The organism is Azovibrio sp., assembly GCF_049658005.1.
Lineage (GTDB): Bacteria > Pseudomonadota > Gammaproteobacteria > Burkholderiales > Rhodocyclaceae > Azovibrio.
Genome location: NZ_JBASOH010000019.1, coordinates 65,466 through 88,879 on the forward strand (window position 1 = coordinate 65,466; position 23,414 = coordinate 88,879).

Annotated in this window: 26 protein-coding genes; 4 read left to right on the forward strand and 22 right to left on the reverse strand. The window is 61.6% G+C overall.

The genetic code is table 11. The features are described from left to right. Position 1: 1 nt before the first annotated feature. From era to rpoE, 9 genes are read right to left on the reverse strand one after another with little or no spacing between them, the layout of a single operon-like run. Positions 2 to 886, reverse strand: a complete 885-nt coding sequence (gene era / locus WBH99_RS02185) for a GTPase Era (RefSeq protein WP_424218472.1) — start codon at positions 884 to 886, stop codon at positions 2 to 4. Continuing rightward, positions 883 to 1,551 carry a ribonuclease III gene (gene rnc / locus WBH99_RS02190; RefSeq protein ID WP_424218473.1) on the reverse strand — a complete coding sequence of 223 codons (669 nt, stop codon included), beginning with the start codon at positions 1,549 to 1,551 and terminating at the stop codon, positions 883 to 885. The genes era and rnc overlap by 4 nt, the downstream gene beginning before the upstream one ends. Positions 1,552 to 1,557: 6 nt before the next feature. After that, positions 1,558 to 1,908 carry a DUF4845 domain-containing protein gene (locus WBH99_RS02195; RefSeq protein WP_424218474.1) on the reverse strand — a complete coding sequence of 117 codons (351 nt, stop codon included), beginning with the start codon at positions 1,906 to 1,908 and terminating at the stop codon, positions 1,558 to 1,560. Between the two features lie 8 nt (positions 1,909 to 1,916). Then, positions 1,917 to 2,705, reverse strand: a complete 789-nt coding sequence (gene lepB / locus WBH99_RS02200) for a signal peptidase I (RefSeq protein ID WP_424218475.1) — start codon at positions 2,703 to 2,705, stop codon at positions 1,917 to 1,919. A 15-nt stretch (positions 2,706 to 2,720) separates the two neighbouring features. Next, on the reverse strand, positions 2,721 to 4,511 hold the full coding sequence (gene lepA, locus WBH99_RS02205; protein WP_424218476.1) for a translation elongation factor 4: 1,791 nt from the start codon (positions 4,509 to 4,511) through the stop codon (positions 2,721 to 2,723). A gap of 35 nt (positions 4,512 to 4,546) precedes the next feature. Further along, positions 4,547 to 4,774 (reverse strand): glutaredoxin family protein, encoded by a 228-nt coding sequence (locus tag WBH99_RS02210; RefSeq protein ID WP_424218477.1) that lies wholly within the window; start codon positions 4,772 to 4,774, stop codon positions 4,547 to 4,549. A gap of 22 nt (positions 4,775 to 4,796) precedes the next feature. Then, entirely contained in the window at positions 4,797 to 6,209 is a 1,413-nt protein-coding gene (locus tag WBH99_RS02215; protein WP_424218478.1) for a DegQ family serine endoprotease, read from the reverse strand. 7 nt (positions 6,210 to 6,216) lie between these two features. After that, the gene (locus WBH99_RS02220; protein WP_424218479.1) at positions 6,217 to 6,666 is read right to left on the reverse strand and encodes a SoxR reducing system RseC family protein; all 450 of its coding nucleotides are present in this window, start codon (positions 6,664 to 6,666) and stop codon (positions 6,217 to 6,219) included. Positions 6,667 to 6,678: 12 nt separating this feature from the next. Then, positions 6,679 to 7,278 carry an RNA polymerase sigma factor RpoE gene (gene rpoE / locus WBH99_RS02225; RefSeq protein ID WP_424218480.1) on the reverse strand — a complete coding sequence of 200 codons (600 nt, stop codon included), beginning with the start codon at positions 7,276 to 7,278 and terminating at the stop codon, positions 6,679 to 6,681. A gap of 169 nt (positions 7,279 to 7,447) precedes the next feature. Between rpoE and nadB the strand changes: the two genes are divergently transcribed. Beyond that, positions 7,448 to 9,013: an L-aspartate oxidase gene (gene nadB, locus WBH99_RS02230; RefSeq protein WP_424218481.1), complete on the forward strand. Its 1,566-nt coding sequence runs from the start codon at positions 7,448 to 7,450 to the stop codon at positions 9,011 to 9,013. A gap of 49 nt (positions 9,014 to 9,062) precedes the next feature. Here nadB and WBH99_RS02235 read toward each other — a convergent pair whose 3' ends face one another. The 9 genes from WBH99_RS02235 to WBH99_RS02275 all read right to left on the reverse strand — a co-directional run bounded on the left by WBH99_RS02235 (position 9,063) and on the right by WBH99_RS02275 (position 15,585). Beyond that, entirely contained in the window at positions 9,063 to 9,488 is a 426-nt protein-coding gene (locus WBH99_RS02235) for a protein YgfX (protein WP_424218482.1), read from the reverse strand. Positions 9,489 to 9,504: 16 nt separating this feature from the next. After that, positions 9,505 to 10,737 (reverse strand): beta-ketoacyl-ACP synthase II, encoded by a 1,233-nt coding sequence (fabF, locus tag WBH99_RS02240; protein ID WP_424218483.1) that lies wholly within the window; start codon positions 10,735 to 10,737, stop codon positions 9,505 to 9,507. Positions 10,738 to 10,811: 74 nt separating this feature from the next. Continuing rightward, positions 10,812 to 11,048, reverse strand: a complete 237-nt coding sequence (gene acpP, locus WBH99_RS02245; RefSeq protein ID WP_424218484.1) for an acyl carrier protein — start codon at positions 11,046 to 11,048, stop codon at positions 10,812 to 10,814. Between the two features lie 94 nt (positions 11,049 to 11,142). Next, the gene (gene fabG / locus WBH99_RS02250) at positions 11,143 to 11,883 is read right to left on the reverse strand and encodes a 3-oxoacyl-ACP reductase FabG (RefSeq protein ID WP_424218485.1); all 741 of its coding nucleotides are present in this window, start codon (positions 11,881 to 11,883) and stop codon (positions 11,143 to 11,145) included. 4 nt (positions 11,884 to 11,887) lie between these two features. Continuing rightward, positions 11,888 to 12,814 (reverse strand): ACP S-malonyltransferase, encoded by a 927-nt coding sequence (gene fabD / locus WBH99_RS02255; RefSeq protein ID WP_424218486.1) that lies wholly within the window; start codon positions 12,812 to 12,814, stop codon positions 11,888 to 11,890. A gap of 11 nt (positions 12,815 to 12,825) precedes the next feature. Continuing rightward, a complete protein-coding gene (locus WBH99_RS02260; protein ID WP_424218487.1) occupies positions 12,826 to 13,791 on the reverse strand; it encodes a beta-ketoacyl-ACP synthase III in 966 nt (321 codons plus the stop codon). Further along, positions 13,791 to 14,810, reverse strand: a complete 1,020-nt coding sequence (gene plsX / locus WBH99_RS02265; RefSeq protein WP_424218488.1) for a phosphate acyltransferase PlsX — start codon at positions 14,808 to 14,810, stop codon at positions 13,791 to 13,793. Before plsX ends, WBH99_RS02260 begins: the two co-directional genes overlap by 1 nt. Positions 14,811 to 14,888: 78 nt before the next feature. Then, positions 14,889 to 15,068, reverse strand: a complete 180-nt coding sequence (gene rpmF / locus WBH99_RS02270; RefSeq protein ID WP_424218489.1) for a 50S ribosomal protein L32 — start codon at positions 15,066 to 15,068, stop codon at positions 14,889 to 14,891. Between the two features lie 22 nt (positions 15,069 to 15,090). Continuing rightward, positions 15,091 to 15,585, reverse strand: coding sequence for a YceD family protein (locus WBH99_RS02275; RefSeq protein ID WP_424218490.1), 495 nt, complete (start codon positions 15,583 to 15,585; stop codon positions 15,091 to 15,093). 112 nt (positions 15,586 to 15,697) lie between these two features. Here WBH99_RS02275 and WBH99_RS02280 point away from each other — a divergent pair, with 112 nt between their 5' ends. Both WBH99_RS02280 and WBH99_RS02285 read left to right on the forward strand, forming a co-directional pair. Then, positions 15,698 to 16,330, forward strand: coding sequence for a Maf family protein (locus tag WBH99_RS02280; RefSeq protein WP_424218491.1), 633 nt, complete (start codon positions 15,698 to 15,700; stop codon positions 16,328 to 16,330). Then, the gene (locus WBH99_RS02285; protein ID WP_424218492.1) at positions 16,330 to 17,037 is read left to right on the forward strand and encodes an SAM-dependent methyltransferase; all 708 of its coding nucleotides are present in this window, start codon (positions 16,330 to 16,332) and stop codon (positions 17,035 to 17,037) included. The genes WBH99_RS02280 and WBH99_RS02285 overlap by 1 nt, the downstream gene beginning before the upstream one ends. A 25-nt stretch (positions 17,038 to 17,062) precedes the next feature. On the opposite strand, the gene WBH99_RS02290 is transcribed toward WBH99_RS02285, so the two are convergent. The 4 genes from WBH99_RS02290 to WBH99_RS02305 are packed head-to-tail and all read right to left on the reverse strand — an operon-like array spanning position 17,063 to position 20,040. After that, positions 17,063 to 18,031: a S49 family peptidase gene (locus tag WBH99_RS02290; RefSeq protein ID WP_424218493.1), complete on the reverse strand. Its 969-nt coding sequence runs from the start codon at positions 18,029 to 18,031 to the stop codon at positions 17,063 to 17,065. An 11-nt stretch (positions 18,032 to 18,042) separates the two neighbouring features. Next, positions 18,043 to 18,390: a Rieske (2Fe-2S) protein gene (locus tag WBH99_RS02295; RefSeq protein WP_424218494.1), complete on the reverse strand. Its 348-nt coding sequence runs from the start codon at positions 18,388 to 18,390 to the stop codon at positions 18,043 to 18,045. Beyond that, positions 18,369 to 19,025, reverse strand: coding sequence for an HAD-IA family hydrolase (locus tag WBH99_RS02300; protein ID WP_424218495.1), 657 nt, complete (start codon positions 19,023 to 19,025; stop codon positions 18,369 to 18,371). The genes WBH99_RS02295 and WBH99_RS02300 overlap by 22 nt, the downstream gene beginning before the upstream one ends. After that, positions 19,015 to 20,040, reverse strand: a complete 1,026-nt coding sequence (locus tag WBH99_RS02305; RefSeq protein ID WP_424218496.1) for an RluA family pseudouridine synthase — start codon at positions 20,038 to 20,040, stop codon at positions 19,015 to 19,017. The genes WBH99_RS02300 and WBH99_RS02305 overlap by 11 nt, the downstream gene beginning before the upstream one ends. Before the next feature lie 473 nt (positions 20,041 to 20,513). Here WBH99_RS02305 and WBH99_RS02310 point away from each other — a divergent pair, with 473 nt between their 5' ends. Then, a complete protein-coding gene (locus tag WBH99_RS02310; protein WP_424218497.1) occupies positions 20,514 to 23,384 on the forward strand; it encodes an Rne/Rng family ribonuclease in 2,871 nt (956 codons plus the stop codon). The last annotated feature ends 30 nt before the right edge of the window (positions 23,385 to 23,414 follow it).

Below are 23,414 nucleotides of genomic sequence, written 5' to 3' on the forward strand. Positions count from 1 at the left end.
TTTATTCGTAACCGAGGCTTTTCAGCAGGCGTTCATCATCGGCCCAGCCAGATTTGACTTTCACCCAGACTTCCAGATAGACCTTGCCATCAAAGAGGCGCTCCATGTCCTGGCGGGCCTCACTGGCAATCCGCTTCAGGGACTCCCCGCCCTTGCCGATCACCATGGCCTTGTGGCTGTCCTTGTCTACGACGATGGCGGCAAAAATGCGACGCAGATTGCCTTCCACCTCGAACTTCTCGATTTCCACCGTCACCGCGTAAGGCAATTCATCCCCCAGCAGGCGGAACAGCTTCTCCCGGATGTATTCGGAAGCCAGAAAGCGTTCGCTCTTGTCGGTCAGTTCGTCCTCGGGAAACAGCAACTCCTCATGCGGCAGATACTTGCGGGCCACCTCGAGCAGATCATCGGTCTGACGCCCCTTGGCAGCACTGACGGGCACCACGGCGGCAAAATCGCGCCGGGCGGCAACCTGGGCCAGGAACGGCAGCAGGGAATTGCGCTCCTTGACCTGATCCGTCTTGTTGACCACCAGGATCACCGGCACATCGTCTGGCAGAAGCCGCAGGACGGCCTCGTCCTTGGCATCGAAACGGCCCGCTTCGATCACAAAAAACACCACATCGACATCGGCCAGGGTCTGGGTGACGCCCCGGTTCATGGCCCGGTTCAGGGCGTTGGAGAAGCGGGTCTGAAAACCGGGGGTATCCACAAAAACATACTGGGCATCCGTGCGGGTGAGGATGCCCATGATGCGGTGCCGGGTGGTCTGCGCCTTTCTGGACACGATGCTGATCTTTTCCCCCACCAGATGATTGAGGAGGGTGGACTTGCCCACATTGGGGCGGCCGACAATGGCGATATAACCGCAGCGCATGGCACTCATGAATTCAATTTCTCCAGGGCCTTTTCTGCGGCCGCTTGTTCCGCAAGACGCCGCGTGGCACCCATGCCCTGGGTGATGATGCCCAGATCATCCAGCTGGCAGGCGACATGAAAGCGCTGATCGTGAGCCGCGCCCGAGGTTTCCAGAAGCTGGTACCTGGGCAAGGATTTGTGCCGGCCCTGCAACCACTCCTGCAGCCGGGTCTTGGGGTCCTTCATGGACTGGCCCGGGACCAGTGCGGCCAATTGCGAAGCAAACAAGGCCTGAATCAGCCGGGCCGCCGCATCGAAGCCGGACTCCAGATAGACCGCTCCGAACAGGGCCTCGACGGCATCAGCGAGGATGGAAGGGCGCTGGTGGCCGCCACTGCGCATTTCTCCTTCCCCCAGCCGCAAATACTCGCCCAGGTGCAGGTGCAAAGCCAGTTGGTGCAAAGGCTCCTGCCGCACCAGATGGGCACGCAGACGGGAAAGGTCGCCCTCCGGCAAGGTGGGAAAGCGCTCAAAAAGCACCCCGGCAATGGCGCAGTTCAAGACGCCATCGCCCAGGAACTCAAGCCTTTCGTTATGGCAATTTCCATGACTTCGATGCGTCAGGGCCGTCTGCAGCAGTCCCTTGTCCTTGAAGACATAGCCGAGGTTTTTTTCCAGTGCCGCAAAAGCCATGGGGAATCAGTTTGAACTGCCGCTGAAGTCGATCACCAGGCTGACATTGGCGAACAGGGGAATCCGTTTTTCATAGGCAAAAGACACCACCAGCTGCCCCGCATCCTTGGTGATTTCCAGATCCTTGGCGTCCACGGAAGGATAGTCGTTGACATCGTCATAACGGCTGAAAGCCGCGCGGATGTCGGCCACGGTGGCTGCCGGGCTTGCCTCATTGACGATGGTTTTGACGGTTTTCAAGACGCCTTGATACTCCAGAACAGATGGCACCACCTTCATCCCGATCAAGGCCAGCAGCGCAATGCCGATACCCCAGACGATCAGCGTACTCAACGCGAGTCCCGATTGTTTGTTCATATCCCCCCCTATTTGAAAGACCCGATACGTCCCGGGTCAGAAAAATTCAGCCAGATGAAGAACGCCTTGCCGACGATGTTTTCTTCCGGCACGAAACCCCAGGCCCGACTGTCGCGGCTGTTGTCCCGGTTGTCACCCATGACAAAGTAGTGGCCCGCCGGAACCCGGCAAATGACACCGGCCGTATTGTATTTGCAATTTTCCCGGCCGGGAAAACGGCTGGCATCGGGAATGTAGGCCGGCGCATCGCCATCATTCAGGATGGAATAACTCACTTCTCCCAGGGTTTCCCGGTAACGCCTTGAATAATAAAGACGTTCGGGATGAAGGTAATCGCCTTCGGCGACGACGGGGACGGGCTTGCCATTGATGGAAAGCCGCTTGTTTTGATAGGCCACCGTATCCCCAGGCAGACCGATGACCCGCTTGATGTAGTCCAGGCTCGGGTCTTCGGGATAGCGGAACACCATCACGTCACCCCTGGCCGGCAGATTCACATCGATGATCTTCTTGTCGATCACCGGCAAGCGGATGCCATAGGTGTATTTGTTCACCAGAATGAAATCCCCCACCAGCAAGGTGGGAATCATGGAACCCGAGGGGATCTTGAAGGGTTCGACGATGAAGGAGCGCAGCACGAACACCACCAGGATCACGGGGAAAAAACTGGCCCCGTATTCCACCCACCAGGGGTCCTTGTCCGACTTGTTGCGGTGCTTCTTCAACCAGACAAGGTCAATCAGCCAGATGATGCCGGTCATTACCAGCAGCACAAAAAGAATCAGGGCAAAGTTCATGGAGTTCCGCCAGACTTAGTTATCGACACGCAATACAGCCAGGAAGGCTTCCTGGGGGATTTCCACGTTACCCACCTGCTTCATGCGCTTCTTGCCGGCCTTCTGCTTTTCCAGCAGTTTGCGTTTGCGGCTGATGTCACCGCCATAACACTTGGCCAGCACGTCCTTGCGCATGGCCTTGACATTTTCCCGGGCCAGGATGTTGGAGCCGATGGCAGCCTGAATGGCCACGTCATAGAGCTGGCGGGGAATCAGCTCACGCATCTTGGCAGCCAGTTCCCGACCGCGATACTGGGAATTGGAACGGTGCACGATCAGGGACAGGGCATCCACTTTTTCGCCGTTGATGAGAATATCCAGCTTCACCACGTCGGCAGAGCGGTACTCCTTGAATTCGTAATCCAGCGAAGCATAGCCGCGGGAAACGGATTTCAACTTGTCGAAAAAGTCCATCACGACTTCGGCCATGGGCATTTCATAGACCACTTTTACCTGACGGCCGTGGTAATGCAGGTCCACCTGGTTGCCGCGCTTCTGATTGCAAAGCGTGATGACGCTGCCCAGATAGTCCTGGGGCACGAAGATGGTAGCGGTGATGATGGGTTCGCGGATTTCCTCGATTTTCGACAGGTCCGGCAGGCGGGAGGGGTTTTCCACCTGGATGACGGAACCATCGCGCAACACCACCTCGTACACCACGGTGGGAGCGGTCGTGATCAGGTCCTGGTCGAACTCCCGCTCCAGGCGCTCCTGGATGATTTCCATGTGGAGCAGGCCCAAAAAGCCACAGCGAAAGCCAAAGCCCAGGGCCTGGGAGACCTCCGGCTCGTACTGCAGGGAAGCATCGTTGAGCTTCAGTTTTTCCAGCGATTCCCGCAGCTGTTCATACTGATTGGCCTCCACCGGATACAGGCCGGCAAACACCTGAGGCTTGATTTCCTTGAAACCGGGCAAAGGCTCGGCCGCCGGCCGACTGGCCAGCGTGAGGGTGTCACCCACCTTGGCAGAATCCAGTTCCTTGATGTTGGAAATGACGAAGCCCACCTCCCCGGCCCGCAGCGCATCCCGCTGCACGGACTTGGGCGTAAACACACCGACCTGGTCACACAGGTGCTGATTGCCATTGGACATCAGCAGCAGCTTGTCCTTGGGCTTCAACTCCCCATCCACGACGCGCACCAGCATCACCACCCCCACGTAATTATCGAACCAGGAGTCGATGATCAGCGCCTTCAAGGGCGCATCGAGGCTTCCCTGGGGCGGTGGAATACGGGCGATCACCGCTTCGAGAATGTCTTCCACCCCCAGCCCGGTCTTGGCCGAGGCCAGTATCGCATCGGTCGCATCAATACCGATCACGTCCTCGATTTCCTGACGGGCATTGTCCGGGTCGGCGGAAGGCAGGTCGATCTTGTTGAGCACAGGCAGGACTTCCACATTCAGTTCCAGCGCCGTGTAGCAGTTGGCGACGGTCTGTGCCTCCACCCCCTGAGAGGCATCCACGACCAGCAGCGCGCCTTCACAGGCCGACAGGGAGCGGGATACTTCGTAGGAAAAGTCCACATGCCCCGGGGTATCGATCAGGTTCAGGTTGTAAATCTGGCCATCCCGGGCCTTGTAACTGAGGGCTGCCGTCTGGGCCTTGATGGTGATGCCGCGCTCCCGCTCGATGTCCATGGAATCAAGCACCTGGGCTTCCATTTCCCGATCCGACAATCCCCCGCAAAAATGAATGATGCGGTCGGCCAGGGTGGATTTTCCGTGGTCAATATGGGCAATGATGGAGAAATTTCGGATGTGCTTCACGGGTCAGGGCTTATCGGCAAAAGAATGGGCACGGATTATACCCTGCGGCGCCCCAATGCCTCCCGGACACGGGGTTCATCGAGAAAATAATGGCACAGCTCCTCCTCCCCCAGCAGCAGGACAGGAACCCGTTCATCGTATCTGGCTTCCAGTTCCGGATCGGCATCCACATCCAGCACTTCCAGGGCAAGCCCAAACTCCTGCAACAGCGGCTGAAGGGCCTGTTCCATGTCATGACACAGATGACAATAGCCCCGGCTCATCAGCCTCAGTTGCGCGCCCTTGTCAATCACCGATTCCGCGAATGGTAATGAAGGTCTGCATATCTCCGCGCCGGACCAGCAGGGTGACGTTGGCGGCACGGCCAAACTGGGAAAGCAGCTTGTTGAATTGATCCACCGATTTGATCTCGGTCCTCACACCCCGATTGATCAGGGCCAGGATCACATCGCCAGGGCGCAGATCGGCCCGGGCCACGTTGCCCCGGATATCTTCGACCAGCAGCCCGCCGGATACCTGCAGTTGCTTGCACTGCTCCTCAGTCAGTTCGCTGACGATCAGCCCCAGGCGATTGGCCTGTTGTCCGGCCCGCGGCGACTTGCTCTGACGCTGGGCCACATGACGCTCTTCCTTGACCTCCCCCACCGTCAGGGTGAGTTCGCGCTGGGCGCCCTTGCGCCACACCAGGACGCGGACCCGAGACCCCGGGCGGCTGCTCGCCACGATGCGGGGCAGATCGGCAGAACTGGCAATGGGCTTGCCATCAAAACGCAGGATCACATCTCCGGGCTCGATGCCGGCGGCTTCCGCGGGTCCGCCTTTTTCAACGGAATTGACAATGGCCCCCATCGGCTTCTCCAGCCCGAAGGACTCCGCCAGCTCCTTGGTCACCTCCTGGATCACCACCCCCATCCGGCCCCGGCTGACCTTGCCGCTGCTGCGCAACTGGTTCTGGATATCCATGGCCACATCGATGGGAATGGCAAAGGATAGCCCCATGTAACCGCCGCTGCGGCTGTAAATCTGGGAATTGATGCCCACCACCTCGCCATTCATGTTGAACAAGGGGCCGCCGGAATTACCCGGATTGATGGCCACATCGGTCTGGATGAAAGGCACATAGTTTTCCTGGGGCAGGGAACGCCCCTTGGCCGAGACGATACCGGCGGTAATCGAATTCTCGAACCCGAACGGAGACCCGATGGCCGCCACCCATTCTCCCACCCGCAACCGGCTGGGATCGCCCAGACGGGCCGCAGGCAGGCCGGAAGCCTCGATCTTGATCAGGGCCACATCGGTACGCTTGTCGCTGCCCACCGTCTTGGCGCGATATTCGCGCTTGTCATTGAGCCGCACCGTCACCTCGTCGGCCCCCTCGACCACATGGGCATTGGTCAGGATGTAGCCATCGGCGCTGATGATGAAGCCGGAGCCCAGGGAACGGCTTTCGAATTCCTGGGGAATGCCGGGGATGGCCCAGGGCGTGAAGTGCCGGAACAACTCGGCCATGGGATCGTTTTCATCAAAGGGGAAAACCTGAGCAGAAGGGTTGCGATGAATCTGGGTGGTGCTGATATTCACCACTACCTGCCCCTGCCGCTCGGCCAATTCGGCAAAATCCGGCAGATTCCGCCCCGTCTGGGCCTGTGCCCCGAATGCCAGCAGCAAAACTGCGGCGAAGGAAAAAATACGCCTCATCACGTGCTCACCCTCCTGAAGATTTGATCTGACCAATATAGGGCTCACCCGGCATTTTTCCAGCCATGCCCCGAATCCGGCGCCGCATCAAGCAAGCGGCCACCACCACACCCGACAAGCCGCCCGACAGCGCGCCCGAGTCACCCCCCAGGGCTTGTCCCAGAACCGCCCCGCCGATCAACCCGAGCAACGGCAAGCCATAGGCCAGGGTCGCATAGCGGCTCAGCGCCCCGGCCGGCAAAATGATGCTGACCTGATCGCCCGGCCTGGCCCCCAAGGGGTTTCTTACCCGGTACTGACGGGGCGTACTGCAAAACATCTGCGTCAATTGCTGCCCCCCACAGCCGCCCTGCTCATGACAGCGGCCACACCCCCCGCCCTCGACCTGGATCAAGGCAAATTCACCCTCCAGGCCGGTGACCCGACCGGTTTGCTCGCTATCAGCCCGGGTTTCCATTGAGGGCAAGGCCTACCAGCGCTTGTCCGGTGCCACATCGAGCAGGGGGCGCAACTTGTTGGCCACCGCCTCCCGGGCCCGGAAAATGCGGGAACGCACCGTGCCGATCGGACAATTCATCATCTGGGCAATTTCCTCATACGAGAGCCCTTCGATCTCGCGCAGCACGATGGCATTACGCAACTCTTCCGGCAGGGCATCCATCGCCTGATTGACCGTCTGGCCGATCTGCTTGGTCATCAACAGGCTTTCCGGCGTGTCGATGTCCCGCAGCAGATCGCCTTCTGCAAAACTTTCGGCCTCATCGTTATTGAACTCGGTGGAAGTCGGGGCGCGACGCCCCTGGGCTACCAGATGATTCTTGGCCGTATTGACACCAATCCGGTACAGCCAGGTATAAAAGGCGCTTTCGCCCCGGAATGCCGGCAGAGCCCGGTAGGCCTTGATGAAGGCTTCCTGCACCACATCCTCGACCTCGGCACTATCCTTGACCAGGCGTGCCACCAGACGGCCGAGCTTGCGCTGGTATTTGGTCACCAGCGTATCGAAGGCATGCCGGTCGCCTTGCTGGGCCTTTTCTACCAGAAGCTGATCTATTTCACGCTCGCTCATGCGCAAGGATGTCCCTGAGGGGTTTTTGGTGGCTCCGAGTATACCCCAGCCCTTCAGGCCTTGGCTGTGCCAGACGAGCAATCCGTGTGACCAAATGTAATGCCCGACAAAGGCCGGCAAGCCGCCTCCGTGCTATATTCCCAAGACTCTTTCCCCAAGGAATTTCAAGGTGATTCGTTACGATGTCCTGATCATCGGCAGCGGCCTTGCTGGCCAGTCTGCCGCCCTGCGCCTGGCCGATCACCGCAAGGTGGCGCTGATAAGCAAACGAGCCCTGGAGGACAGCGCCTCGAGCTGGGCCCAGGGCGGGATCGCCGCCGTCCTCGATGACCAGGACTCCATTGAAGCTCATATTCGTGACACTTTCATTGCCGGCGCCTATCTGAATAATGCACAGGCCACCCGCTTCGTCGTCGAGAACGGTCGGCGGGCCATCGAGTGGCTGATCGAACAGGGCGTGCCCTTCACCAAGGATGAGTCCGGCTACCACCTGACCCGCGAAGGAGGGCACAGCGCCCGCCGGGTGATCCATGTCGCCGATACCACGGGCCTGGCCGTCCAGGAAACCCTGACCCAGAAGGTGCGCCAGCATCCGAACATCACCATCCTGGAAAATCACATTGCCATTGACCTGATCACCGGCAAGAAGCTCGGGCTGGCAGACCAGCGCTGCTATGGCGCCTATGTGCTCAACCATGATGATGGCGAGGTCCAGACCTTCGGTGCCGACCACACCCTGATCGCCACGGGCGGCGCCGGCAAGGTCTATCTCTACACCACCAACCCGGACACCTCCACCGGCGACGGCATCGCCATGGCCTGGCGGGCCGGCTGCAAGGTCGCCAACATGGAGTTCATCCAGTTCCACCCCACCTGCCTGTACCATCCCCTGGCCAAGTCCTTTTTGATCTCCGAGGCGGTGCGCGGCGAAGGCGGGCTCTTGAAGCTCCCCGACGGCACCCGCTTCATGCCCGAACACGACGAACGGGCCGAGCTGGCGCCCCGGGACGTGGTGGCCCGGGCGATCGACTTCGAGATGAAGAAGCGCGGCCTGGACTGCGTTTTCCTGGACATCTCCCACAAGGGCGAAGCCTTCATCAAGACCCATTTTCCGAACATCCACGCCCGCTGTCTGGAGCTTGGCATCGACATCACCCAGGCGCCGATCCCGGTGGTGCCGGCGGCCCACTATACCTGCGGCGGCATCGTCACCGACCTCAAGGCCCGCACCGGCATTCCCGGCCTTTATGCCGCCGGGGAAGCCTCCTGCTCCGGCCTGCACGGGGCCAACCGGCTGGCCTCCAATTCCCTGCTCGAATGCCTGGTGTTTTCCGAAGCCGCCGTGCAGGACATCCTCTCCCAGCCCAGGCTGGACCTGCCCGATTTACCCAGGTGGGACGAGAGCCGGGTCACCGATGCCGACGAGGAGGTGGTGATCGCCCACAACTGGGACGAGCTGCGCCGTTTCATGTGGGATTACGTCGGCATCGTGCGCACCACCAAGCGCCTGTTGCGGGCCCAGCACCGGATCCGCCTGCTGAAGCGGGAAATCGAGGAGTTCTACGCCAACTTCCGGGTCAGCCACGACTTGATCGAACTGCGCAATCTGGTCGTCACTGCCGACCTGATCGTGCGCTCTGCCCTGAAGCGCAAGGAGAGCCGGGGCCTGCACTTCTCCCGGGATTACCCTGAAATGCTGGACACCCCCAGAAACACGGTGCTGCGCCGTCATTGAGACCCTGAGCTTCGCTTAGACCCGGAGCTTCGGTTTCAAAGCCCCGGGTTCAAGCCCCGGGTTCCACCTTGGCGCAAAGCCGCAACCACAGCCGCAAACGGCGCAGACTTTCCTTTTCGCCGGAATCCGGCAACAGAGTCAGGGTTTCCGCCCTGCCACGGCGCTCATCCCGGTAACGCAGCACGCAGAGGCCGGGTAGCCCCAGTGCTCCCGGCAGTAACGTCACTGGATAGACCTCGCCTCCCCGCTCCAGGGCCAGACTGCCATCCTGATATAGACGCAGTCCATCAGGCATGGCCTGGATCTGCCGCCAGGCCAGCAGGCCGGCCCCCAGCAGAAATGTCAGGCAGACAAGGCGCAGCCCCCAGCCCCAGGGCACCCGCAGCACACCCAGGGCCGCCAGGCCGTAGATGCCGAGCATGAGCACACGGAGGGATGAGGAGCGGTGCAGTTTGAGGAAGACCGGAAACTGCACCGCAGCAGGACGGGCTTTAAACCCGCTTGAAAACCAGAGAACCGTTGGTACCGCCGAACCCGAAGTTGTTGTTCAGGGCCACATCGATCTTCATTTCCCGGGCCGTATTGGCGCAGTAGTCCAGATCGCACTCCGGGTCCGGATTGAAGAGGTTGATGGTCGGCGGAGAAATCTGGTGATGGAGGGCCAGCACGGTAAACAGGGATTCGATGCCGCCCGCCCCCCCGAGCAGGTGCCCGGTCATGGACTTGGTGGAATTGACCACGAGCCGGTAGGCCGCCTCACCAAAAGCCAGCTTGATGGCATCGGATTCGTTCTTGTCGCCCAGGGGAGTGGAGGTGCCGTGGGCATTCAGGTACTGCACCTCGTCCGGATTCACGCCAGCATTGCAGAGCGCCGCCTGCATGCAGCGCCTGGGGCCGTCGGCATTGGGGGCCGTCATGTGGTAGGCATCACCGCTCATGCCGTATCCGACCAGTTCGGCGTAAATCCTGGCGCCCCGGGCCTTGGCATGCTCGTAGGCTTCCAGCACCAGGATGCCGGCGCCTTCGCCCAGCACGAAACCATCCCGATCCCTGTCCCAGGGGCGGCTGGCCGTCGCCGGATCCTCATTGCGGGTAGACAGCGCCCGAGCCGCGCAGAAGCCGCCCAGGCCCAGCGGTGAAACGGTGGATTCGGCACCGCCGGCAATCATCACATCCGCATCGCCATATTCGATGATGCGGGAAGCTTCGCCGATGGAATGGGTGCCGGTGGTACAAGCAGACACCAAGGCTATATTGGGGCCCTTGAAGCCGAATTCGATGGACAGGTTGCCGGAGATCATGTTGATGATCGAACCCGGTACGAAGAAGGGGGAAATCTTGCGCACACCCCCGGCGTTGTATTGGTCCTTGGTTTCTTCAATCAGGGGCAAACCACCGATACCGGAGCCGATGCAAACGCCGATCCGCTCAGCGTCAGCCTGCTCCTGATCCAGCCCGGCATCGCGCACGGCCTGGATACCGGCTGCCATGCCGAAATGGATGAAGGTATCCATGCGGCGTGCCTCTTTCGGAGAAAGATAGGCGCCAATATCGAAATCCCTGACTTCTCCGGCGATTCTGGTGGGAAAGGTGGAAGCATCAAACTTGGTGACGGCCCCGATGCCGGAACGGCCCGCCAGGATGTTCTGCCATGCGGCTTCAACCGTGTTACCGACGGGGCTGACGATACCCAGGCCAGTGATGACGACTCTGCGACGTGCCAAGTTGCACTCCAATCACATACATGGACGAAGGCCGGCATTGGAGCCGGCCTCACGAGAAAAACAAACCGGATGGATTACTTCTTGTTGGCGGTGATGTAATCAATCGCCTGCTGGACACTGGTGATCTTCTCAGCTTCTTCGTCCGGGATCTCGCACTCGAACTCTTCTTCGAGGGCCATCACCAGTTCGACGGTATCCAGCGAATCCGCGCCCAGATCGTCCACGAAAGAGGACTCGTTCTTGATGTCCGCTTCGTTGACACCGAGTTGTTCGGCGACAATCTTCTTGACGCGCTCAACGATGTTATCCATTGAAAAAACTCCTTCCCTGATTGGGGATATAAAAAACCGGGTTAGTTTACCAAAACCGGGCTGACGGGAGAATCTCTCCTCAGCACGATCCGTCTTAGTCCATGAACATGCCGCCATTCACATGCACCGTGGTGCCTGTGATATAGGCGGCTCCGGGAGAAGCCAGGAAGGCCACCGCAGCAGCGATGTCCTCCGGCCTCCCGAGACGACCGAGGGGGATATTACCCAAAAGCGAGCCTTTCTGTTCGTCAGAAAGTTCCCGGGTCATGTCGGTATCGATGAAACCTGGGGCCACACAATTGACCGTCACATTGCGGCTACCCAGTTCGCGGGCCATGGCACGGGCCATGCCGCCCACCCCGGCCTTGGCGGCGCAGTAGTTGGCCTGACCGGGGTTTCCAGCGTGGCCCACCACCGAGGTGATGTTGATGATGCGGCCGGCCCTGGCCTTCATCATGCCTCGCATGACAGCTTTGGAGAGGCGGAAAACCGCCTTGAGATTGGTGTCGATCACCGCATCCCATTCTTCGTCCTTCATGCGCATGGCCAGGTTATCCCGGGTGATGCCCGCGTTATTGACCAGGATGCCGATGCCGCCGAATTCCTGCTCGATGGCGCTGATCAGGGCATCCACCTGTGCCGGGTCCCGCACTTCCAGCACCGCCCCCCGGCCCTTGGCGCCGGCTTCGGCCAGGCAGGAGGAAATGGCGGCGGCCCCGGCCTCGCTGGTAGCGGTTCCCACTACCGTGGCACCCCACCTGGCCAGTTCCAGGGCCACGGCCTTGCCGATTCCCCGGGAGGCTCCGGTGACGAGGGCGATTTGTCCTTGCAGCATGTTCTTACTCCAGATCGAGATGGGCTTCAATGGCCGCCAGATCCGCCAGGGCCACGCCGTTTACGCCATCGGCACAACGCTTGACGAGGCCCGCCAGCACCTTGCCGGGACCACATTCTGCCACCAGGGTGACGCCCATGCTGGCCATTTTCTGGATGGTTTCCACCCAGCGCACCGGCTTGTAGGTCTGGCGCACCAGGGCGTCCCGAATCCGGTCGGGGTCGATTTCCACGGCCACATCCACATTGTTGATGACGGCAATTTGCGGGGCCTGCAACTCCAGTTCGGCCAAGCGGACGGCCAGCTTGTCGGCGGCGGGGCGGATCAGGGAAGAATGGAAGGGGGCAGACACCGGCAGCGCCAGGGCCCGCTTTGCTCCTTGAGCCTTGCAAAGCGCCATGGCCCGCTCCACCGCGGCCTTGTGGCCGGCAATCACGGTCTGGCCGGCGGCATTGAAATTCACAGGCTCCACCACTTCACCCTGTGCAGCTTTTGCACAGGCGGCACGAATTCCTTCCTCATCGAGACCGAGCACGGCGGCCATGGCGCCGGTGCCCAGGGGCACGGCTTCCTGCATGGCGGCGGCGCGCAGCCGTACCAGCGGCACCGCATCCTGAAACTTCAGCACCCCGGCAGCCACCAGCGCGGAATATTCCCCGAGGCTGTGACCGGCCAGCACGGCGGGCGTCTTGCCACCCTTCTCCAGCCACAGACGCCAGGCGGCCACACCCGCCGTGAGCATCACGGGCTGGGTATTGACGGTCTGCGTCAGCACCTCGGCGGGGCCTTCGGCCACCATTTGCCAAAGGTCTTCACCCAGCGCCCTGGAGGCTTCATCAAAAGTGGCCCGCACCACGGCGGCATCGCCGTAAGCGGCCATCATGCCGACCGACTGGGAGCCTTGACCGGGAAATACGAAGGCAAAAGCCATTGTCTCTTTCCTTAGAATTCAAACAGGACGGCGCCCCAGGTGAAGCCACCGCCGACGCCTTCGAGCAGCACCCGTTGACCGCGCTGAATGCGGCCATCGCGCACCGCTTCGTCGAGCGCCAGAGGCACGGAGGCCGCCGAAGTATTGCCATGCCGGTCCACCGTCACCACCACCTTGTCCTTGGGCAAGCCCATTTTTTTTCCAGTCGCCTCGATGATGCGGATATTGGCCTGGTGGGGAATCAACCAGTCCAGATCGGCCGGGGACATCCCTGCTGCGGCACAGCATTCCCTGGCCACATCGACAAGCACCCGCACCGCCGCCTTGAAGACGGCCTGGCCTTCCATGCGCAGGAAAGGATCACCGCTCACCTGGCCTCCTGAAATCTGGCCGGGAACGGAAAGGATGCTCGCCTGACTGCCATCTGCATGGAGAGCCGTCGCCAGGATACCCGGCTGCGCCGAAGCTTCCAGCACCACCGCGCCGGCGCCATCGCCAAACAGCACACAGGTGCCGCGGTCCTGCCAGTCGAGGATGCGGGAAAAAACTTCCGCCCCCACCACCAGCGCCTTGTTGTGGGAGCCGGAGCGGATGAATTTGTCGGCGATGGCCAGGGCATGGACGAAACCGCTGCAGACCGCCTGCACATCAAAAGCCGCCGCCCCCTTGTTACCCAGCGCCCCTTGCAGCAGACAGGCGGTGCTGGGAAAGATGTAATCCGGGGTGGAGGTGGCAACGATGATCAAATCCAGCTCCGCCGCCGCCACATCCGCCATCTCCAGGGCCTTGAGCGCTGCCTCCCTGGCCATCTGGCTGGAAGTCAGTCCGGCTTCCGATAGATGACGAAAACGGATGCCGGTCCGGGAAGTAATCCACTCGTCACTGGTCTCGATGCCCCGGGCCACCAGATCATCATTACTGACCGGCTTTCCCGGCAGAAAGCTGCCGACACCGGTGATACGGGAATAAATCGTCATCAGACAGCCTCCTCGGCAAGGGACACCTGCAATTCAGCCAGCTTGCCGGCAATACGTTCGAGCACCCCGTTGCTGGCCGCCTCATAGGCGCGGCTGACGGCCTGCTCGAAAGCAAAGACATCGGCCGAACCGTGGCTTTTCACCACCAGGCCCTTCAGGCCCAGCAGGCAGGCGCCGTTGTAGCGGCGGTAATCGAGATGGTGCTTGAAACTTTTCAGCACCGGCAGGGCCACCAGGGCGGCGAGTCTGGTGAAGACGTTGCGGTTGAAGGCCTGCCGGAGCGCCGTGGCCATCATCTGGGCCACACCTTCCGAAGCCTTGAGGGCCACGTTGCCGACGAAACCGTCGCACACCACCACGTCCGCATGGCCCTTGTAGATGCCGTCACCCTCGATGTTGCCCACGAAATTCAGGCCGGACCTCTTGAGCAGCTCCGCCGCCCGCTTCACCACCTCGTTACCCTTGATGTCCTCCTCCCCGATGTTGAGCAGGCCCACCCGGGGCTGTTCCTGGTGATCCACGGCAGCCGCCAGCATGGCCCCCATGATGCCGAACTGGAGCAGATGCTGCGCTTCGCAATCGACATTGGCCCCCAGATCCAGCATATGGACATGGCCGGTCATGGTGGGCAGCACCGGGCAAAGGGCAGGCCGGTCGATGCCCGGCAGCATTTTCAGCACGAAACGGGAAATGGCCATCAGGGCCCCGGTATTGCCCGCCGAGACACAGGCCTGGGCCTCCCCGGCCTTGACCAGGTTCACCGCCACCCGCATCGAGGAGTCCTTCTTGTTGCGCATGGCCTGGGCCGGAGCCTCATCCATGGCCACCACCTCGCTGGCATGCTGGATGCGGCAGCGCCCGGAAAGCGGCGCTGCCAGCAGGGGACGGATCAGGGCCTCCTGGCCCACGAGGATAACCCGGGCCTGGGGATGGGAGCGAAGAAAGGCAAGCGCTGCCAGCACGGTAACGGAGGGACCATGGTCTCCCCCCATGCAGTCGATAGCAATCGTATGGGGCATCGGGGTGCACGAACCTGAATTACGCGCAAAAGAAAAGGCAGGCAGCCCGAAGGGAACTGCCTGCCCGATGAATTGAAATTACTCGCCCTTGCTTTTCAGGACTTTCTTGCCACGGTAAAAACCGTTGGGAGAAATGTGATGACGCAGGTGTGTTTCACCGGTAGTGGCTTCAACCGCCAGGGCGGGTGCGCTCAGGAAATCGTGGGCGCGATGCATGCCGCGCTTGGAAGGGGACTTCTTGTTCTGTTGAACGGCCATTTTTAAAACTCCAAAAAAACAATCAATTAAGCTTGGTCTTCAGTGCAGCCAGCGCAGCAAACGGATGCAGCTGCTCACCGGCATCGGCATCGACAGGCAGACCGCATGCTGCGTGGCGCGGTGCCACTGGCAAAGCCAGCAGGATCTCGTCCTCGATCAGGGCCTTGACATCGAGTGCACCTGCCACGGGCAGAAAATCCAGACTGTCGTTTTCCAGCTCGTCCTGCGTCGGCTCGCTGTCCGCTGCAATCAGTTCCAGCAGACAGTCGATTGCCAGCGCCTCATCCACCGCACCAAGACAGCGCTGACAGACCAGAGGCAGGACTCCGCTCACCTCGAGACGTAGACGGGGCTGCCCCCGTTCACCGAGTACGCCTTGCAGCCGGTACTCCACTTTTCCAAGCACTTTCGTCACCAGATCATGAAGACGCGGCAACTCCGACAAGTCCAGGAATCCTTCGAGAAGCCGGGATTCGCGGACAAAACGGTAGGCATCAATCTCAAGCTGTTGCGACATAGAGGCGGGATGATATTATCTTTGGCTGCACAAGTCAAAGCACTGAAGCACACTGAAAACCTTGCCAAGGTGTTGTGAGACCTATCGTTTCTTGCCCATAAAGCCTTTTTTCATGCCCGATTCTCTACCTGATTCTCTACCTGATTCTCTGCCCGAATCTCCCGCCTCCCCCCGCCTGGTACTGGCCTCCACCTCGCCTTTTCGCCGTGAGCTGCTTGCCCGGCTGGGCTTACCCTTCCACACCGCCAACCCTGAAACGGATGAAACCGCCCTCCCCGGTGAAACCCCGGAAGCGTTGGCCCTGCGCCTCTCCGAAGCCAAGGCCCGGGCGGTGGCCGGGCAATTTCCTGGCGCCCTGATCATCGGCAGCGATCAGGTCGCCGTCTGCGAAGGTGAAATTTTCGGCAAGCCCGGGAACCATGAGCAGGCTGTCCGGCAATTGAAAAAACTGCGCGGCAAAACGGTGAACTTCTTTACCGGCCTCTGCCTCCTGGACACCCGTGACGACCAGGCCCATGTGCGCGGCATTCCCACCCTGGTGACCTTCCGGGACCTGAAGGATGCCCAGATCGAGGCTTATCTGGCCCGGGAGCCCGCCTACAACTGCGCCGGCTCCGCCCGATCCGAAGGGCTGGGCATTGCCCTCATCGCCCGCCTGGAAGGCAGCGACCCCAATGCGCTGGTCGGCCTGCCCCTGATTGCCCTGTGCGACCTGCTCCAGGAAACCGGGCTGCAGGTGCTGTGATGCGCGGCTCGCTTTATCTGATTCCCGTTCCCCTGGGACCCGGCAAATGCGAGGCGGTCCTGCCGCCCGCCGTGCTGGAACAGGTACGCCAGCTCAGACACTTCGTGGTGGAACATGCCAGGACAGCCCGGGCCTTCCTGAAGGCGGTAGGGATGCCGGTTCCCATCCAGGAATTATCCCTGTCCGAACTCAACGAGCACACCCGCAAGGAAGCGCTGGAAACGCTGCTGGCCCCCCTCCTGCAAGGCCTGGACCTGGGGCTGCTGTCAGAGGCAGGCTGCCCCGCCGTGGCCGACCCGGGGGCGGAACTGGTGGCCCTGGCCCAGGCCCGGAGCATCCGGGTCATTCCCATGATTGGCCCCTCCTCCCTCCTGCTGGCCCTCATGGCCTCGGGCCTCGATGGTCAGCGCTTCGCCTTCCATGGCTACCTGCCCGCCAAGGAAGAGGAAAGGCGCCAAGCCATCAAACAACTGGAAAACGAATCCCGCAAACTGCGCCAGACCCAGCTTTGCATCGAGACCCCCTACCGCAACGAGGCGCTGTTCGAGGCCCTGCTCCAGCACGGCCAGCCCTCGACCCGGCTCTGCCTGGCCACCGACCTGACCTTGCCCACTGAATCCATCCGCACCATGAGCCTGGGCGATTGGCGACGCCAGCCGCCGCCGGACTTCGAGCGCCGCCCGACGGTCTTCTTGTTGCTGGCCTGAATTGCGGGGGCACACCCCCCCGCACTTACTGGGCCGTGACCCCCAGGCTTTCGATCAATCCCCTGCCAAAACTGGCCGCGGCATCGGCCCCCAGGCGCTTGGCAAAGCGTTCGGCGATATTTTCCTTGATCGAGTAATCCACCACTTTTTCCGCCTTGATCACATCCCGGGCCACCGAATCGACAGTCCCGAGCTCATCGGCCAGACCCAGCTTGATACTTTGCTCGCCGGTCCACACCAGGCCCGAGAACATGTCCGGGGTTTCCTGCAGGCGCTTGCCCCGCCCCAGCTTCACCACGTCGATGAACTGCCGGTGAATCTCCCCCAGCATGGTCTCCACATGCGCCTTCTGATCCGGATTGACCGGAGAGAAGGGATCAAGCAAGCCCTTGTTCTCCCCTGCCGTCATCAGGCGGCGCTCGACGCCCAGTTTTTCCATGGCCCCGGTAAAACCAAAACCGTTCATGAGCACCCCGATGGAACCGACGATGCTGGCCTTGTTCACATAGATCCGGTCGGCCCCGGCGGCGATGTAATAGCCACCGGAGGCACAGAGATCTTCCACCACGGCATACAAGGGAATGTCGGGATGCATGGCTTTCAAGCGACGCATTTCATCAAAAATGATGCCAGACTGCACGGGACTGCCGCCGGGACTATTGATCCGCAGCACCACCCCCGCCGTGTTTTCATCCTCGAAGGCGGATTGCAATGCCGCATTGATCTTGTCTGCGCTCACCTCGCCTTTCGGCTCGATGGTGCCGAACACATTGACCAGGGCGGTATGACGGCCGCGGTCTATCGGCTCTCTGCCGGGCGCCCAGTCCATGACCGCCACCAATACCGCCACCAGGTAGGCAAGCCCCGCCAGTTTGAAGAAGATCCCCCAGCGCCGCCGGGCCTTTTGCTCACTCAAGGCGGCAAAAGCCAGCTGTTCCAGGGTCTTGCGTTCCCAGTCGGGGGTGCTGCGCGGATCGTTGGGGGAGTTGTCCATTTATCGCTTTGCTAACTTTCCAGAAAAAAAATGCCGTCCGGCCGCTCTTCCACCGGCAGTGGCTCGAGGCCACGCCCGGCACAACGTCCGGCAAGGCAGAGCCCCGTCTCCGGGGCAAACAGGGCGCCGTGCACAGCGCAGATCAAGTATAACCCGGTGGAATCAAAAAATTCCCCTGGCTGCCAGTCCAGTTCCACCGGTACATGGCCACAACGATTGAGGTAAGCCCGGGGCTTGCCACGGTAGCGCACCAGAAAGGCCGGCACGGGGGAACCCCCGCGCGCAAGATCGAAGCGGATGCCCCGCCCTCCTTCCACCAGATCGGCGGAGGCACAGATCAGCCGTGCGCCAGCAGCCATGCCTGCAATTCCTCTACCGTATCCAGGCAGGCCAGGGGCGCCAGGGCCTGCAGCTCTTCCCGGAGGTGGGCACCATAGCCGACCCCCAGCCCGGCGGTTCCGGCATTTCTGGCCATCTGCAGATCGTGGGTGGTATCTCCGATCATCAAGGTCCGCTCCGGTCCCGCCCCCAGTTCCTCCATCAACTCCTCCAGCATCTGGGGATGCGGCTTGGAATGGCACTGGTCGGCACAGCGCAGGGCCTGAAAGTAGCCCCCCAGGCCGGAATGCGCCAGGGCACGGTCCAGCCCCGGACGGCTCTTGCCAGTCGCCACCGCCAGCCGGAACCCGCGCTGGGCCAATACCGCCATGAGAGCTTCAATCCCCTCGAACAGGGTCAGTTCATGATCCCGGGACAGATAATGGTGCCGATAACGCTCCGCCATGCGTGGGTATTCGTGCTCGGGCAGATCGGGCACCGCCCGCTGCAAAGCATCGACAAGCCCCAGACCGATCACCTGCCGTGCCTGGCGGTCGTCCGGCTCCGGCAGGCCCAGATCGCGGCTGGCCGCCTGAATGGCGTAAACAATGGCGGCGGCGGAATCCATCAGGGTTCCGTCCCAGTCGAAAACGATCAGATCAAAATTATTTTGCATGGTGAGTCAGATCCGGCCTGACCCGCATGGGTTCCGGATCATCGGCAGAAAAATCACGGGGCTCCACCGCATCCAGGTGCTGGATGAATTGCAGCAGGGCTTCGGGGAGCGGCGCCAGCAGATGCAGTGGATGCTTTTCCAGAGGATGGGGAAAGTCCATCGAGCGGGCATGGAGGGCCATGCGTTTTAGCCCCTCCTTCTGCAAGGACTTGTTGAGGGCAAAGTCTCCATATTTTTCGTCTCCGAGGATGGGATAGCCCAGATGGGCCAGATGCACCCGCAACTGGTGGGTGCGCCCGGTTTTCAACTGGCCTTCAAGCAGGCTGAAGCGCTGCCAGCGGCCCAGCAAGCGGAACACCGTATGGGAAGGCTTGCCCTCCGGGTCCACCCGCACCCGGCGTTCACCGGATTCGAGCAGGTATTTGAGCAGGGGCAGTTTCACCTGTTGCACGGGATTCATCCAGCGCCCCTTGACCAGCATCAGATAGCGCTTGTCCGCCACCTGCCCCGCTTCCCGGAACATGTCGTGCAGGGCATTCAAGGCCGAGCGTTTCTTGCCGACCAGCAACAGGCCGGAAGTCTCCCGATCCAGGCGATGGGCCAGTTCCAGGAACCTGGCCTGGGGCCGCTGCTGACGCAAGGACTCGATCACACCGAAGCTGACCCCGCTGCCGCCATGCACGGCAATGCCCGCCGGCTTGTCGATCACCAGCAGGGCCTCGTCCTCAAAAACGATGGGCAGCCGGACCCGTTCCTTGGCCGCATCCTCCACGGCTGAGCGCGGCCGCTCGGCCAGGCGCATGGGCGGCAGCCTGATCCGATCGCCGGTCTGAATCCGGCAGGTGGCATCGCAACGTTTTTTGTTGACCCGGACCTCACCGCTCCTGAGTACCCGGTAGATATGGCTTTTGGGAACCCCCTTGCAGCGTCGGATCAGGAAATTATCCAGGCGCTGGCCCTGTTCTTCTTCTCCGACAACCACATAGGTCACGGAATTTTTTCCCGCATCAGACATTTTGCAATATACTACCTTTCGATTTTGCGTCACGGACTGCAAGGCAAGCCGCACCGTCAGACCGACCAGCACCAGGTGCCAACCGCACCTCCAGGCTGCAGTTGCTACCGCAACATGAATGTCGGCAGGCCCGGCCAACCTGGCTGCATCCAACACAAGCGCTTCCAACACAAGCGCTTTTAACACAAGCTAACACAAGCTGCTTCAAGCCAAACTTGCTCAGCCCCGCAAATCAAACTGGTTAAGTTCGCTCACCAAAAGTAGCGATACTACTTGATTCGCGCATTGCAAGCATCCACGGATCGTCCCCGCAGAATTTTGATCCTGAGCCTTCGCTGCTCGGGATTTTCTCAAAAGCAGACCCCTCTCTTGAACTTTCAAACAACGGCATCCATGAAATCAACCGTTAGCTGACCGGTCGCTGCTGCGTGGGCGCGCCGCCCGTCTTGGTGTGCGCTGGAGCCCATAACAACATGAAACGCATGTTATTCAATGCGACACAGGCCGAAGAACTCCGTGTCGCCATTGTTGATGGTCAGAAACTGATCGACCTCGACATTGAATCGGCCGCCAAAGAACAACGAAAGAGCAATATTTACAAGGGTGTCATCACCCGCATCGAGCCTTCCCTGGAGGCGGCTTTCGTGGATTATGGTGCCGACCGGCACGGCTTTCTGCCCTTCAAGGAAATTGCCCGCAGCTACTTCCAGCCCGGCGCCGACAGCCGCTCCTCCATCAAGGAAGCCCTGAAGGAAGGCCAGGAGCTGGTCGTCCAGGTGGATAAGGACGAGCGTGGCAACAAGGGCGCCGCCCTGACCACCTACGTCTCCCTGGCGGGCCGCTATCTGGTGCTGATGCCCAACAACCCCCGGGGCGGCGGCGTCTCCCGCCGCGTAGACGGTGACGAGCGCGCCGAACTGCGGGAAACCATGGATCAGCTCGAAGTCCCCGCCGGCATGAGCCTGATCGCCCGCACGGCCGCCATCGGCCGCCAGGCTGAGGAACTGCAGTGGGACCTGAACTACCTGCTGCAACTGTGGCGCGCCATCGAGAGCGTCGCCAACGAACAGAAGGCGTCCCTCTTGATCTATCAGGAAGGCAGCCTCGTCATCCGCGCCATCCGCGATTATTTCCAGCCCGAGATCGGTGAAATCCTCATCGACACGGACGAAATCTTCGAGCAGGCCCAGGCCTTCATGGCCCAGGTCATGCCCGGCAACGTGAACCGGGTGAAGCGTTACCGGGACGACGTGCCCCTGTTCTCCCGCTTCCAGATCGAACACCAGATCGAGACCGCCTTCGGCCGTCAGGTGAACCTGCCCTCCGGCGGAGCCATCGTCATCGACCATACCGAAGCCCTGGTCGCCGTGGACGTAAACTCCGGCCGCGCCACCAAGGGTGCCGACATCGAAGAAACCGCCTACAAGACCAACCTGGAAGCGGCCGAAGAACTGGCCCGCCAGCTGCGCCTGCGCGATCTGGGGGGGCTGATCGTCATCGACTTCATCGACATGGAGTCCCAGAAGAATCAGCGCGAGGTGGAAAACCGCCTCAAGGATGCCCTCAAGTTCGACCGGGCCCGGGTGCAGATGGGCAAGATCAGCCGCTTTGGCCTGATGGAACTGTCGCGCCAACGGCTGCGCCCGGCGCTGGCCGAAACCAGCTACATCCCTTGCCCGCGCTGTACCGGCACCGGCCACATCCGCTCCACCGAATCGGCTGCCCTGCATATCCTGCGCATCCTCGAAGAAGAGGCCATGAAGGACAACACGGCCGCCGTGCATGTCCAGGTTCCCGTGGATGTCGCCACCTTCCTCCTGAACGAGAAACGCGCCGACATTCAGGCCATCGAACTACGGCACAAGGTCAGCATCCTGCTGATTCCCAATATGCACATGGAAACCCCGGCTCATGACATCCAGCGGCTGCGCCACGATGACCTGAACGGCGACGACCTGCGCGAGCCTTCCTACAAGATGGTGGAACTCCCCAGCGAGGAAGATCAAAAGCCGGGCAATGGCAAGCAGGAAGCCGTCAAGCCGCGTCAGGAAGCGGCCATCAAGAACATCACTCCCGAGCAGCCGGCCCCCACGATAGCGAAAAAGGTGGAGGCCACCCCGGCCCCCGAAGCCTACCCGGGCATCATCGCCAGGATTTTCTCCTGGTTCCGCAGCCCTCCCGCGCCAGAACCCGTCCCCACATCGACCCCGGAACGCAAACCCCGGGAAAGTCGTGGTGACGGCCGCCGCGACCGTAACGAAGTCCGGCGCAACCGGGGCAGCCGCAGTGGCACGGACAGCCGTCGTAACGAAAGCGGTGAAGCCGAGAAGCCCGCACGGGAACCTCGTGGCGAGCGCAGTCGCAATACCAGCTCAACCACCAGCTCAACCACCAGCCCCACTACCAGCTCCACCACCAGCCCCAGCCGCGAAGCGCGCGAGGAAAAACCGGTTCAGGAACAAGCCCCCCGGGAACGCAAGCCGCGTGGCGAGCGCCGCGAACGCCAGCCCGCAGCTCCCCTGGCCGAACCGGAAAACCTGGCCCTCACGGCAGTCGTTCCCGCCCTGGAAAACAACATCCCATTCCCGGAAAATGGAAGCGAAGCCGCAGAAGAACAGGGCAATCGTCGCCGCAATCGCCGTAGCCGTGGGCGTGGCCGCAACAGCCCCGAAACCACTGAAGATGCAACCGCAGTGGCTGCCGAGGCGGTTGAACAGGCCCAGGTGAGCGAAGCCGCTGCACCGGAAGCCGTGCAGGAAACCGCTCCTGCCGCTCCTGCCGCTCCTGCCGCTCCTGCCGCTACAGTGGCAACGGAGGCTGCGGTGGCTACAGTGGCACACGCTGAACCCACGCCGCTTGCCATCGAAACCGCCGTCGCGGCCAGCCCCGTGCTGGCTCCGGTGGAAGTGCCGCCAACCCAGGCCGCTACTGTGGAGCCAGTCGTCACCACCGCCGCTCCGGCCCCGGTCGAGGAGCCAGTCGCCGCCACCGCCGCTCCGGCCCCGGTCGAAACCTCGCTTGTGACGGCGGCCCCGCTTGCCGCTGCAGCCGAGCCGGCCGCCGTGGTTGAGGAACGGCCTCTGGAGCAGATCGCGCCCCCGGCGCCTCAGGCCGGATCCCAGCCCGAACAGGCGCCAGGGGAAGCGGCGCCGAAGCTGGATATCGCCGTCCTGGAGAAGGACCTGGAAGCCTCCGGTCTGGTGCTGGTACAAACCAGCAATGCCCCGGCAACCCCTGTGATTGCCGAGCCCGTCGTACCTCTGGGCCGTCCCCGGCGCAGCCGCAAGGCGGACGACACCGGGCCGGATGAACCGCTGACGATGGTCGAAACCGAAACCAGGTAAGCGCCGCCTCGGGCGGACACTACTGAGCCG